Raw genomic sequence first — 13,620 nt, 5'->3', positions numbered from 1 at the left:
AAGTTATTGCTGAAAGCATCAATAGAACTGACGTTTACGGTTGAAGGTATGAATAAACAGCGGATTATTTTTGTAAGTATTGGTATCTGTCTTATAGCATTATTAACAAAACAAATAAGTTATGCTCACACAGCAAGACCTAGCATCAGACTTTATTATCTTGCTAACGGCAAAAGCAACAGTTTGACTTTGGCTAAGCCAGCTAATAATGCGGCAGTTGCTATCCAAGGCACGATAGATTATCAAGCCTATGGCGTGCACCCTAATACGCTCAATACCAATGTAGCAACAAATTTTAGCTACAATAGTGAGTATCAAGATCCTGCTTCTGATTTATTATATTTAAGGGCACGTGATTATGATGCCAATACACAGCGGTTTATCGCCCAAGATAGTGCCAATGTCTGGAATAAATATAACTTTGTTGATAGCAATCCGGTTATGAATGTTGATCCAAGTGGCCATATGAGTTTAAACACTATTGGGCTGTTAATGACAGTTGTTGTATCCTTAGCTAGCGTTCCTGTTACAAATGGAACTTCTTTGATTGTGTTAGCTGAAACAGGAGCAAGTGTTTCTAATATTTTGTTTGGTATTAATGACATAATTCACCATAGCTACTATGCTGCAGCTGGTGATTTCGCTATGGCTATAGGCGGTATGATCGGTGTCTATTCAGCCCAGGATAGTATATTTCCATTAGGGAGAAAAGCTTTGCTATCTAGACAAGCTAGACAATTATCTGAGGATGAGGAAACAGTTATAGATATTGATAGTGAAGAGTTAAACGCTGCTAAGGTGACTAGAAGTAGTGCGGGATCAAATATTTTATTGGGTGTTGGTTCAGGGTTGAAAACATATCAAGACAATGATGGGAATCATTTTAACTTGAGTGACTTTGCAAGATTTACATTAATCAATGGTGCGGCAGGATTTACAGGTGGTCGAGTTTATGGATGGGTGAGTGGTAGAATGGGTAAGGCTAATGGCATGTTTAAAAAAGTTGTCTATGGTGCATTAAGAACAACACTTAATGGTGCGGTTGCTATGACAGGCAATATGATTAATAGTGCAATTAGTAATGATATTAACTGGAAAAATACAGCGGTTAATATTGCTGCGGCACCACTTATGGGTGCATATTCTGGATTCTCACAAACTTACTTAGGTAATTACCCCAATAGTAGGTTAGCAAGAGCGATGAGATTTACTTATCTTAATTTAAAGACACCAATATTTGGTGCTTTGCTTAGTGGAGATATATCTGAGTTATGATTGAAATATATGGCAACCACCCAGCAGCATGATTAATAAACAAAATTGCTTATATTTAAATCTGTTTTCCTGTGCGTTTTTAGACCTGCTAGTGCCACATATTCAAGATACGCGAATACTTTAGAAATGGGGTAATGCGCCATAAAATATGGGATTTACAGCTGGAGTTACAAGTAAACTCAAGTAATCGCGTGTTTAAAAGTTGTAGCACTAGGCAGTTACAATATATGTTTATTTTGTCTATATAAATTTAGATATAAGCGCGTAATCTCGTGACTGGGATAGATAGCATGTTTGAATAAATGTGAAACAAATCAAATTAAATTAAAAATGTTTCATATTGAGTGAGTGAGGTAGATTATGAAGTTTAAAATTCAGCTTATAAGAAATAAATTGATGATTAGTGGCGCTTTGTCAGTTTGGTTACCATTTCTTATTATTTTATGTATTGTTGCTAGTGTTGAAAGTTCATTTGCTAAAGAGGCTTGGGTTGACAATAATACTGCAGCCAACTTGTATTATATCAATAATGGCAAAAGCAATAGTTTAACTTTGGTTAAGCCAACTCATAGCAATGCAGCCGTTGCTATAGAAGGCACGACAGATTATCAAGCCTATGGTGTGCATTCTGATACCCTAAAAATAAATGTAGCAACCAGCTTTAGCTACGATGGTGAGTATCAGGATCCAACTTCTGATTTGGTGTATTTAAGGGCACGTGATTATGATCCAACTACACAACGATTTATTACGCAAGATAGTGCCAATGTTTGGAATAAATATAACTTTGCCGATAGCAATCCGATTATGAATATTGATCCAAGTGGTCACCTAAGTAAAGAAGCAGTAAATACGATACTTGGTATATCTTTGATACTAGCAGGTATTGCTACGCCTTGGTTGCTAGGTGCTTTTGCTCCAGCGGCAGAAGCTGCGGTTGCGGAGGGTGAAGCTGCTGAATCTATTGCAGATGGTGTTGTGACTGCTAATGAAGCTGATTCTAGTGTTCCAATTGATAGTTCTAGTGTGCCAACTGATAACGCAGAAAAGGTATTTGAAGAGCAATCAACGCGTTATGGACTGAAGTCTTATCCGGTTACTTTTGTCGGCAATGGAATGCAGGCGCTTATTCAGAAAAAGACAATGACGCCAATTGCATATCTACAAATGGGGCTTGAGGATATTGGTGGTGCATTCGGTACCTTAGGTATGATAAATCCTAGTAGGGCTAATTTTTTTGGTTTATTAGATAACGGACTTGAGGGAGTGGCAACGGCATTATCTGCTGAGACTGTTGGTGGCTCATCAATGCTTGCAGGGATAGCTGGTGGATTTGGGTCAGGGGGAGTAAGCGGATGGATGGGAGGTTTTTTTGTTAAGGATATGTGGCAGCTTTTTTTAAAGTATAATTTAAGCGCAGGCACGAAGTTTCTTGGCTCTATTGGCATATTTGCGGCACGGGGTGCAACAATGGAGACAGCAAGAGAAGGGGTAATGTCAGCAGTGTCAGGGAGAAATGAAATGTCTGTTAAAAATATCTTAATGTCCTCAGGGGTTACAGCAGTGGAAGGTGGGATGTTTACTGTGGCAGAACTAAATTTTCGTAGCTTGCAAACTGTACGTAGTTATGCATTTTCTTATAATATAGGCGGGGCAGTTTTTCAGGTAGGTATTCCGTTTTTAATCTAAATAAATAAAGCAACCATCAGATACGTGTAGGTAAAATGAAATCATATCTAACAAATACAATAATAGTAAGCACCCTTGCATTTTTAACCTTAGCTGGAAGTGTGAAAAATAGTTTTTCCCAAGAGGTTTTCATAAAGAATGATGGTCACACTAACTTGTATTATGCGAATAATGGCAAAAGCAATAGTTTAACCTTGACTAAGTCTAATAATGATGTAGCAGTTGCTATCCAAGGCACGACAGACTATCAAGCGTATGGTGTGCATCCAAATACACTCAACACTAATGTGGCAACTAACTTTAGCTACAATGATGAGTATCAGGATTCAAGCTCTAATTTGGTGTATTTAAGAGCGCGTGATTATGATGCAAATACACAGCGTTTTATCGCCCAAGATAGTGCCAATGTTTGGAACAAGTATAACTTTGCTGATAGCAATCCGATTATGAATATTGATCCAAGTGGGCATATGCCAGCATGGCTTAATTATACCTTAAATAGTTTGGGAGTAATTGTTGGAATTGCAGGTGCTGTAATGAGTGGAGGGTCTAGCCTAGAAGGTGCTGCTCTTGCTGCAGCCAACATGGCTAGAGTATCAGGGATCATGGGGGCGGCTTCGGGAGCGTTTGGTATAGCAGGGCAAGTTGTGGCAGATACAAAAGCAGATGGAGAAGGTACAGCAAATATTCTAAACAATATTTCATTTGGACTTGGCGTGATTAGCATGGTTGCTGATGCTGTGAGTATTGTTAGTGTTGCTAATATAAACGATACTAATGATTCAGAGTCATTGTTAGAAGGAGAAGATATTACTGCAAAATTATCTTCTATTAACCCAACTGAAGGATATATCTATCGTGATAAGAGTGGCTTACATAAAATGTTAGCATTTGAACATATCAATGACGAAAGAAAATTATTAGTAGCAAACTATAAGAGAGCATTCCGAATAAATGGATTCATAAATAGAAATCTAAAAGCAAACACATCGATGTTTGAAGTTAAGTATATGGATAAAAATTATATACTTGCAAGAATGGATCCTATAAAAAAATTAAACTATGACGAAGTAATAAATGTGAAAAACAACATTAACTATATATTCATCAACAATTTAAGACCACCTCCTTTGAGAATAGTTCTGCCGTCAAGAAGTGAACTTAATTGTTGGCAAGCTACTGATAGGTTGATAAAGCAAAGTGGAGATTTTAGATGGAGATAAGTGATGTTTAAGGTTTTTGGGTATTTTATTAGTGTCAGCGTGAAGCAGTGCAAAAATATCGTCAGGAAATGATCTTAAAAAAATTATTGGTTGAAGGTTTCCTCATTTTTGTCCGAGCTGAGACTTGTAAACAGGATGTTAAATACGGTTACAAACTTCGTGGTATCAACATTTGTATATGTATCGCAAGATATTGTAATCTAAAGCGTAGATTCTATTGGAGTGTTTTAATGCTTAGAAAAATTTTACTATACGCTTGCTCGATTATCGTTAGCACTTTGGCAGTGTATGCACAAAAGGTTGATGTTAACACAACTAAAACAACTGAAAAATCAATGCCGCCATTAACAGCTGAAGCATCATTATCGCAGCCTTGGTTTGGTTTTGTGTCACTTTCAGATGATGCTCATGAAGCGGTTTATATAGAGAAAAAAGGTCAAAAAGACAAAAAAACGGGTAAGTGGCAGTGGCGTTATCAGCTTTTTTACGTCAAGCATATTAATGCTAAGTCTATGATAGACGCGCAAAAGCTTTTTGATTTTAATGTGCTTAATGTTAGTTGGTTCCCGGATGGGCGCAAGTTACTTTTATTAAAAGAAGAGCATGATCAACTAAGTCTATGTGTTTATGATCTTAAACGTCATAAGTTATATCCATTAAAAACACCTACGCAAGGGTTGGAAAGCTATCAGATTTCACCCAATGGGCAAATGATTGCAATGAGTATTCATGAGGATAAGCGTGATAAACTGGCAGTACTTGATCCATCGACAATGTATGCAGGCACGAGACTCTATTTGTTAACTCTTTCAAAAGATAAAACGCATGTTCAAAGCATTAAAGCTTTAAGCCTGTCACATGATTATGTGATGGATGGTCATTTGGCGTGGTTAAAAGATAGTAGCGGTATTCTCTTTGTTAGTGCGCATTCATTGGTGCCAGAGCGCTCAAGAAAGCGCGAGATTAAGCGTGTTGATTTAGCAGGGCATGTGATGAATTTAACAAAAAGTGAGGGGTATTATGATCAACCAGTTTTATCACATGATGGTAAAAAACTAGCTTATTTTTATAATCAATTGCCAGATGGCTATCAGTATGCGGATTATGTTCTAAGATATAGCAAAAGGCTGTGTGTTTTGAATTTAAATGATCATCAACAGCGATGTTTGGAGCCTTTGTTTGAAGGGAGCGCTCAGTTACTCTCATGGGATCAAAAAGATGAGAATCTGTTGATGGTACAAGACGATCATTTAACGAAGCGTCTTGTTAAGATAAATATTAACACATCAAAAATTGTGTCATTAACCCATGACGTATCAGTTGTTAGCCCTGTTATTAACAATCAAGCAACAGCTATTGGCTATATGCAAATGAGTAGCAATAAAGCACCTGAAGCCGTCGTCAGCCTTTTAGATGAATTTTCACCGCAAGTGATTAACTCGCAAAGAAAACTGCCCTATACATTAGGGCACACAGAAATAATACATTGGGTTGGTAGTAATAAAGAAAATGTTGAAGGTTTTTTGACGTATCCACCAAACTATAAAAAAGGGCAGAAATATCCACTAGTTGTTGCCGTCCATGGTGGGCCTGCTAACCATTGGTGGGGCAGTTTTATTGGCTCGCCTCATACTTTGGATACACCTTTTTGTGTGGGGTGTATGGCAGCAGAAGGTTATGTGATCTTGAGACCAAACGTGCATGGTAGTACGGGCTATGGCGTGCCATTTATGGCATCTAACTATCAGAAAATTGGACAAATTGACTTAGAAGATATTACCCTTGGTGTTAAGCATTTAATCGCTCAGGGTATTGTTGATCCCAAACGTGTTGGTATCTGGGGCTGGAGCTATGGCGGTTTTTTAGCGGCAATAGCAATGCAACACTCTGATTTATTTAAAACAGCAGTTGATGGCGCTGGTGTCAATGATTTGGTCAGCCTTGAAGGTACATCAGACTATCATACGCTTACTTACCTTATGGGAGTGTCTTTTTGGCAAGATGCTAAACCCTGGGTAAATATATCACCGGTTCTACATGTGGGTTTAAATCATGGCAGCATGCTGATTCAAGCAGGTGATGAGGATAATGAGGTGCCAGTAAGTCAATCATTAGAGCTATACTATGCGCTAAAGCAAGCCGATAAAAAGGTGTCACTAAAAATCTATCGTGATCAAGGACATGAGTTTTCAGATCCTAATCAGTTGTTATTAGGGATGAAAGACACGGCAAATTGGTTTAGGCAAAGCCTCTATACCCATCGTAAATCATTTTGCGGTGTTTAGTTGCAAAGCAGTTTATGAGGATTTTACAAAGTTGGATTGCAGGTAATAGCTAGGACTATTGCCAAAATTATCCTAAGACATAGGGATATGATTAGCAATCGCCTGACCCATGCTGATTTTGCTGTTTATATGTTCTTGCCATATGATCTTTTCATCAGGGAAAAGCGTGATAATGGTTGAACCGAAATTAAATAAACCAATCTCATCACCTTTATTAAAGTGCATGTTGTGCTTAGAGTAATCGAAGTGTGTAACTTTGCTGTAATAGTTGGGCGCAACTAATTTATGCCAAACGGTTTCAATCCCTGCAACAAGCATTGCACCAACAAAAATGACGGCAATTTCGCCAACTACTGTTTCAAAATAACAAATCAGGCGCTCATTCTTGGCAAAGAGTCCATCAATATTCTCTGCAGTTAGTTCATTAACTGAAAAAAGTTTACCTGGAATATAAGTCATACGCGTCAACTTACCATCCATTGGCATATGCACACGATGATAATCCGAAGGGGACAAATAAATCACCGAAAAATCAGTGTATGCCTCTTTTGCTGTATCTGCGGTAAGTGCTTTTAATGAGAAATATTTGCCTTTGGCTTGAATGAGCTTGCCTTCTGTGATTTTGCCTGCTTGTGTAATTTTACCATCGGCGGGTGAGATAATGCTTTTACTATTTTGATCAATAGGGCGTGCTTCAGGTTTTAATCTGCGCGTAAAAAAATCATTAAAGCTTGCAAAGTCAGTGGGATCTTCGATTAATGCATCGTTTAAGTCGATATTAAAACGCTTCATCGCAAGATGGATTAGTTTGTTTTTTATCGTTATATTTTCACAGTTTGCCAACTTGCCAGCAAGACGTGATAAACAGGCTTGCGGCAATATTTTTTGAAGCGTCAAAAATAAGGTATCTTTAAACATGCAGTAATAAGGGATATATTTTTGGTTGGCATTGTAAATTATTTTACATCTGCCAGCCACTGATTTATTGTAAGCAGGTTTTTTTAGAGGTAAATGGGCTTTAAGGGTGAGTTTATGAATATTAGTATTTTTGATTTATTTTCGATTGGCGTGGGACCGTCATCATCACACACAGTGGGACCCATGCGCGCAGCCTTTCGGTTTTTACAAAAACATGAAGACTCTTTGACAAAGACAAGACGTTTCACGATTGAGTTATTTGGATCACTGGCATTAACAGGAAGGGGGCATAAAACAGATTATGCCTGTATTTTGGGCTCTGCAGGCTTTGAGCCTCATAGTATTGATATTAATGCGGCAGCGCTTTGTTATGATCAGATCCTTAAAACTAAAAAGATGAAGTTATTGGAATCTTATGAGATTGATTTTGATTATACGGCAGATTTAATATTTCACTATAACGAGGCGCTACCTGAGCATGCCAATGGCATGTTGTTTACGCTATGGGGTGATCAAGGTGAAAAATTGAATGAATTGAAGTATTTTTCAGTCGGTGGTGGATTTATCTTAGATGAACATGAAATGCACAGTCATAATGATCCTGCTCCTGTTGATGGGCATGCCGTACCTTATCCATTTGCAACAGCTAAAGAGCTGTTAGACATGTGTGAAAACAATCAAATGAGCATTGCTGATTTAATGATGGCAAATGAATGTGCTGTCCGTGATAAAAAGGAAGTCGAAGAAGGGGTGCTTGCAATCTGGCAAGTGATGGATCAGTCAATTGAAAACGGATTGCAAACAGATGGCGAGCTACCAGGTGGTTTATCTGTTAAACGTCGCGCGTATAAACTTAAAAAACGTTTAGAAGAGTCACGTTTAGATATCAAGGATCTTAATTGGCTCAATGTTTTTGCCATTGCTGTTAATGAAGAAAATGCCGCAGGCGGTAAAGTGGTTACAGCGCCAACAAATGGTGCTGCAGGGGTGATCCCCGCGGTATTAAAGCACCATATATTAAACCATCCATTTACCACAAACAAAGAGATCATTGATTATTTGCTAACGACGGCAGCCATTGGCGTTTTATTTAAAAAAGGTGCCTCAATTTCTGCCGCTGAAGTCGGCTGCCAAGGTGAGGTTGGTGTCGCATGTTCGATGGCTGCAGCGGGGCTTTGCGCACTTATTGGTGGTAATGTTGAACAAGTTGAAAATGCTGCTGAAATGGGCATGGAGCATAACCTTGGTTTGACCTGTGATCCGATTGGTGGCTTGGTGCAAATCCCGTGCATTGAACGCAATGCTATGGGTGCGGTACAAGCAGTTAATGCCGCTAAGCTTTCGCTACTTGGCGATGGTGAGCATCATGTGAGCTTAGACCAAGTGATTCAGACAATGAAAGAAACCGGTAAAGATATGTCAACCAAATATAAAGAAACATCATTAGGTGGCTTAGCTGTGAATTTGCCCGCATGTTAGTGATATAAAAAACTCAAAATACAAAAATTCTGACATAGGAAGCGTCAATGTCTGCTATACAAAGGGTTTAACTTTGTTTATTCTAACAGTCAACATCTTTGGAGAAAAATTACATATAGGGAGAATATCATGCAAATACTATCGACGAATGTCTATATTGGACCAAATATCTATGCCAACTTTCCAGTTATTAGGCATGTAATTGATTTAGGTATACTAGAAGAGTGGCCATCGGCAAAGCTTGGTGCTGATTTTATTGATGCCTTAGTTGAAGCGCTTCCAGGGCTGAAAGAACATGGTTGTTCCTATCGTGAAGCAGGTGGCTTTATAAGGCGCATGCGTGAGGGTGAAGGCACATGGGTGGGGCATATTTGGGAACATGTCGCGATTGAACTTCAGGATGTTGCGGGTAGCAATGTAAGCTTTGGTAAAACACGTAGTACCGGTGAGCCAAGACAATACAATATGGTGTTTGAGTATAAGCAAAAAGATGTTGGTTTGCAGGCGAGCTTCTTAGCGCGTGATTTATTGATCTCGCTTTTACCTCAAGAGCTACAACAAGCGCTTAATGTCGATCTTAAAGATTTTGACTTTGAAAATGAGAAGATTCGCTTTATTAAGTTTGCCCAAAGTAAAGAGTTTGGCCCAAGTACTGGATCATTAGTGGAAGCAGCAACAAAGCGCGACATCCCATATATTCGATTAAATGAACATTCTTTGGTGCAGTTTGGTCATGGCAAGTATCAAAACCGTATTCAAGCGACGATTACCGGTGAAACCAAACATATTGCTGTTGAGATATCATGTGATAAAGAGCAAACCAATACGATTTTAAATGGTTTGGGGCTCCCTGTGCCAAAACAACGCAGTGTGCGCTATGAAAGTGATGCATTATCCGTTGCCCGCCACTTAGGTTATCCACTAGTGGTTAAACCATTAAATGGTAACCATGGTCGTGGCATAAGCATTAATATTCAAAGTGATGAAAGTTTGAAACAAGCATTTGCAGTGGCAAAAGAGCATGGTCGTTGGGTTATTTTAGAGCAATACATCGAAGGTTTTGATCATCGTATGCTAGTAGTCAATGGCAAATTAGTGGCGGTAGCAAAGCGCGTACCTGGACATGTTGTTGGTGACGGTAAGCATACGATTGCTGAGCTTATTGATATTGTCAATGAAGACCCAAGGCGTGGTGTCGGGCACGAAAAGGTATTAACACGTCTTGAGCTTGATCATCAAGCGCTAACACTTTTAGAAAAAGCCGGATTCACGCCAGAGAGTATTTTAGCCAGTGGTGAGATTTGTTATTTGCGTAAAACGGCGAATCTCTCAACCGGTGGTACGGCTATTGATTTAACCGATGTGGTGCATCCGGATAATCGCGAGATGGCAGAGCGCGCAGTTACTGCCATTGGTTTGGATGTTGGTGGCGTTGATTTCTTATCTCCTGATATTACCCAATCATATCAAGAAGTCGGTGGTGGGATTTGTGAGGTTAATGCAGCACCCGGCTTTAGAATGCATGTATCACCAAGTGAAGGCTATCCTCGCGATGTGGCAGGGGCGGTGATGGATATGTTATTTCCTGATACAGAGCGTGCACGTATTCCAATTGCAGCCATTACTGGCACCAATGGTAAAACAACAACAACGCGTATGGTTGCCCATATGTGGAAAATCGCTGGTAAATGTGTGGGCTTTACCACAACCGATGGCGTTTATGTCAATGGTAAATTAAGTGTCGCAGGAGACATGACAGGACCTAAGTCCGCACAAATGGTGTTGCGTGATCCGAATGTTGATGTGGCTGTATTTGAAACGGCACGTGGTGGTCTGCTTAGAAGTGGTCTTGGCTATGATTATTGCAATGTTGGTGCTTGTATTAATATTGCTGAGGATCATATGGGACTTAAAGGTATTAATACCTTAGAAGAATTAGCAGAAGTTAAACGTATTGTGACGGATGCCGCTCGCGATGTCGCCGTTTTAAATGCTGATGATCCGCATTGCTTAAGATTATCAGCTTACACGCAAGCTGAGCATATTATGTATGTAACGATGAATCCAGAACACGCTTTGGTCAAAGAACATATTCGTGCAGGGGGTAAGGCCGTTGTTATTGAAAAAGGTGTTAACGGAGATATGATCACCATCTTTGATAATCATATTCACATGCCGGTATTATGGACGCATTTAATCCCCGCAACGATGGAAGGGCGAGCTGTTCACAATGTACAAAATGCGATGTTTGCCGTGGCGATTGCCTATAGTATGAATATGAGTCTAGATGATATCAAAAATGGTCTAAGAACCTTTACAACCTCGTTTTATCAAGCGCCAGGACGCATGAACTGGTTTGATGAGCATCCATTTAAGGTCTTAATGGACTATGGTCATAACCCAGCTGCCGTATTAGCGATGGGTAAGTTGGTTGAGCAGATTGATGCTAAGGGCATTAAAACCTGCGTGATTGCAGCTCCAGGGGATAGACGAGATCAGGATATTGCCAATATTGCCAAAGCGGTAGCGCCTTATTTTGATCAGTTTATCTGTAAGCAAGATGATGGTTTAAGAGGACGCAAATCTGGTGAAATTCCACGTAAATTAAAAGAAGCATTGCTAGAAGCTGGAGTTTCTGAAAATAACATTCAGATTATTGAAAGCGAACAAGAAGCGGTTGATCATGCGTTAGAGCATGCGAATGTTGGTGATCTTCTTGTCGTATTTGCGGATAATATCAAACGTACTTGGAAGCAAATTATTCACTTTAACAGAGAAGGTGAAGCATCTGAAAGCACGAAGACCATAAAATCTAATACGACCATTGAACTGAGTAAAAACCATGGATTAGCACAAGAGATTGTACAGATGATGCAAGATGGTATTATCGCTGATGAACGAGGTGTGCGCCTTGTAGCAACTGTTGAAGAAGATGCTGATTAAGTAGGTGTAATGATGCGTGAAATTCCTGAAGGCTACTCAAGACGCTTAGTCGGGCCTAACTTGTTTTTTAATGAAACGGGTGTTGTACTAGATGTTCCGCTTAAAACCGAGCAAGAAGAACTTGTTAAAATATGGCAAACTAACTGTGAACGGCTGCTACCGTTACTTGGGCTTAGTGAATATAAGCTAGCGCATAAGATATATAGCGAGGGTTTGCGTTTAGCATTTACCGCACCTTGTGATATCTTGCTTGCCAGCTGTGATGTTATTGATTACACATGGCAAGCAGCAAGCTATGAATTTTTAAATAATGGCGTTTTGGCATTGGATGAATCTCAAAAGGCAAATTTACTTGACGCAATTCAAGAAGAGCAAAATCTTGCCTATCGTATACTTTATGCTAATGCCAAGTCACATGGTTTAAATATCTTTAGAGAAAAAGATCACGCTTATGTTGGCTCTGGGGTTGGTCGCTATAAGTTATCGTTATTAACTGATGATTATTTATCGCTACCATGGCAGGATATTTATGATATTCCACAGGTGATTGTTACTGGAACAAATGGTAAAACAACAACAGTGCGTTTGACGAATTTTATCTGTCAACATGCTGGTAAAGTAAGTGGTTATGCTTCAACGGATTGGGTTGCGATTAATGGTGAGATTATTGATCGCGGTGATTACTCAGGACCCACGGGACATCAGTTTGTACTCACCAATGCAGAGGTTGAAGTAGCTGTATTGGAATCAGCGCGTGGCGGATTGTTAAAACGTGGTTTGATAGAAACACAAGTTTCGGCTGCGACGGTGACCAATGTCTCTTATGATCATATGGGTGAGGATGGTGTTGAAACTTTAAATGATTTATTTGATGCTAAATGTATTGTCTATCGTGCGTTAGCCAAAGAAAACAGTTTTGCAATTATTAATCTTGATGATTTACTTTTACAGCAACTAGTTGTCGAGCTATCAGCACCCAAAATTATTGTCAGTCAATCAGAAATCACATCTAAGATATTAAATCAGTTAACCGCAAATGATTATGCCTGTTATGTTGCAGAGAATAGTTTTATTTGGTGGCACCAAGGCAAAGCAAAATCCTTAGTTAGGCTCAATGATGTACCGCTGACGATGAATGGTCATGCAAAACATAATATTGAAAATACTTTGCATGCGATAGCCTTGGCTTTTTGTTTAGGCATTTCTTTTGAAAAAATAATAGCTGCGTTATGTGTTTATCAGAATACAGATAAAGAAAATCAGGGGCGCGCTAATATTTACACATTGAAGTCGGGGGCTAAAGTTATTATTGATTTTGCGCATAATCCAGCAGGATTTGAGGCGATTTTGTCCTTGGCTCAAGCGTATCAAACAAAAGAAGGAAAGCTTAGTTTGTTATTTGGAACAACGGGCGACAGAATCAATTTGATTGATGCGAGCTCAAAAATCATTGCTAAGTACATGCCGCATGAGATTTTGATCAAAGAGCTTAAGAAATATTTGCGTGGCGCCAATGAGGGAGAAATTCCTATGCAAATTGCAGCATCATTAGTTCGTTTCGGTCAGGAAAAAGATACAATACGTTTAGTTGAAGATGAATTATCCGGAGCAAAGTCGGTACTGCCGCAATTACAACAAGGTGATGTGTGCGTGCTGTGTTGTCATGATCATATTGCTGAGATTGGTGCTCTAGTGAAGACATATTGTAATTGACGGTTTGATGAATATATTACTAATTTCTAACGCCACAGTAATAATTCCTTTACTTTGTAATAGTAGAGGGTATATATCGAAGCGTAAGATGTTAG

Annotated in this window: 8 protein-coding genes; 7 read left to right on the top strand and 1 reads right to left on the bottom strand. The window is 39.2% G+C overall.

What is annotated here, in order from left to right:
• The first annotated feature begins 48 nt into the window (after positions 1-48).
• From ACZ5V8_RS06420 to ACZ5V8_RS06405, 4 genes are all read left to right on the top strand, one after another.
• Entirely contained in the window at positions 49-1,275 is a 1,227-nt protein-coding gene (locus ACZ5V8_RS06420) for an RHS repeat-associated core domain-containing protein (protein WP_464217122.1), read from the top strand.
• 360 nt (positions 1,276-1,635) lie between these two features.
• Entirely contained in the window at positions 1,636-2,964 is a 1,329-nt protein-coding gene (locus ACZ5V8_RS06415; protein ID WP_464217121.1) for an RHS repeat-associated core domain-containing protein, read from the top strand.
• A gap of 35 nt (positions 2,965-2,999) precedes the next feature.
• Positions 3,000-4,187 (top strand): RHS repeat-associated core domain-containing protein, encoded by a 1,188-nt coding sequence (locus ACZ5V8_RS06410; RefSeq protein ID WP_464217120.1) that lies wholly within the window; start codon positions 3,000-3,002, stop codon positions 4,185-4,187.
• Positions 4,188-4,417: 230 nt separating this feature from the next.
• Entirely contained in the window at positions 4,418-6,472 is a 2,055-nt protein-coding gene (locus ACZ5V8_RS06405) for a S9 family peptidase (RefSeq protein ID WP_464217119.1), read from the top strand.
• 72 nt (positions 6,473-6,544) lie between these two features.
• Here ACZ5V8_RS06405 and asd read toward each other — a convergent pair whose 3' ends face one another.
• Positions 6,545-7,390 (bottom strand): archaetidylserine decarboxylase, encoded by an 846-nt coding sequence (gene asd, locus ACZ5V8_RS06400; protein WP_464217118.1) that lies wholly within the window; start codon positions 7,388-7,390, stop codon positions 6,545-6,547.
• Positions 7,391-7,504: 114 nt separating this feature from the next.
• On the opposite strand from asd, the gene ACZ5V8_RS06395 reads away from it, so the two are divergent.
• From ACZ5V8_RS06395 to ACZ5V8_RS06385, 3 genes are all read left to right on the top strand, one after another.
• Positions 7,505-8,869 (top strand): L-serine ammonia-lyase, encoded by a 1,365-nt coding sequence (locus tag ACZ5V8_RS06395; RefSeq protein ID WP_464217117.1) that lies wholly within the window; start codon positions 7,505-7,507, stop codon positions 8,867-8,869.
• 129 nt (positions 8,870-8,998) lie between these two features.
• Positions 8,999-11,812, top strand: coding sequence for a cyanophycin synthetase (gene cphA / locus ACZ5V8_RS06390; RefSeq protein WP_464217116.1), 2,814 nt, complete (start codon positions 8,999-9,001; stop codon positions 11,810-11,812).
• Positions 11,813-11,821: 9 nt separating this feature from the next.
• Positions 11,822-13,525 (top strand): Mur ligase family protein, encoded by a 1,704-nt coding sequence (locus tag ACZ5V8_RS06385; RefSeq protein ID WP_464217115.1) that lies wholly within the window; start codon positions 11,822-11,824, stop codon positions 13,523-13,525.
• The last annotated feature ends 95 nt before the right edge of the window (positions 13,526-13,620 follow it).

The sequence above is a fragment of the Cysteiniphilum sp. GTC20157 genome, assembly GCF_055396795.1.
Note: the sequence above shows the minus strand (reverse complement) of the source record. Positions and strands in the feature narration are given on the sequence as shown.

Excerpts from the sequence above, each read along its gene's own strand:
- asd (WP_464217118.1), bottom strand. The coding sequence starts at position 7,390 with ATGTTTAAAGATACCTTATTTTTGACGCTTCAAAAAATATTGCCGCAA.
- ACZ5V8_RS06415 (WP_464217121.1), top strand. The coding sequence starts at position 1,636 with ATGAAGTTTAAAATTCAGCTTATAAGAAATAAATTGATGATTAGTGGC.
- ACZ5V8_RS06395 (WP_464217117.1), top strand. The coding sequence starts at position 7,505 with ATGAATATTAGTATTTTTGATTTATTTTCGATTGGCGTGGGACCGTCA.
- ACZ5V8_RS06385 (WP_464217115.1), top strand. The coding sequence starts at position 11,822 with ATGATGCGTGAAATTCCTGAAGGCTACTCAAGACGCTTAGTCGGGCCT.
- ACZ5V8_RS06420 (WP_464217122.1), top strand. The coding sequence starts at position 49 with ATGAATAAACAGCGGATTATTTTTGTAAGTATTGGTATCTGTCTTATA.
- ACZ5V8_RS06410 (WP_464217120.1), top strand. The coding sequence starts at position 3,000 with ATGAAATCATATCTAACAAATACAATAATAGTAAGCACCCTTGCATTT.
- cphA (WP_464217116.1), top strand. The coding sequence starts at position 8,999 with ATGCAAATACTATCGACGAATGTCTATATTGGACCAAATATCTATGCC.
- ACZ5V8_RS06405 (WP_464217119.1), top strand. The coding sequence starts at position 4,418 with ATGCTTAGAAAAATTTTACTATACGCTTGCTCGATTATCGTTAGCACT.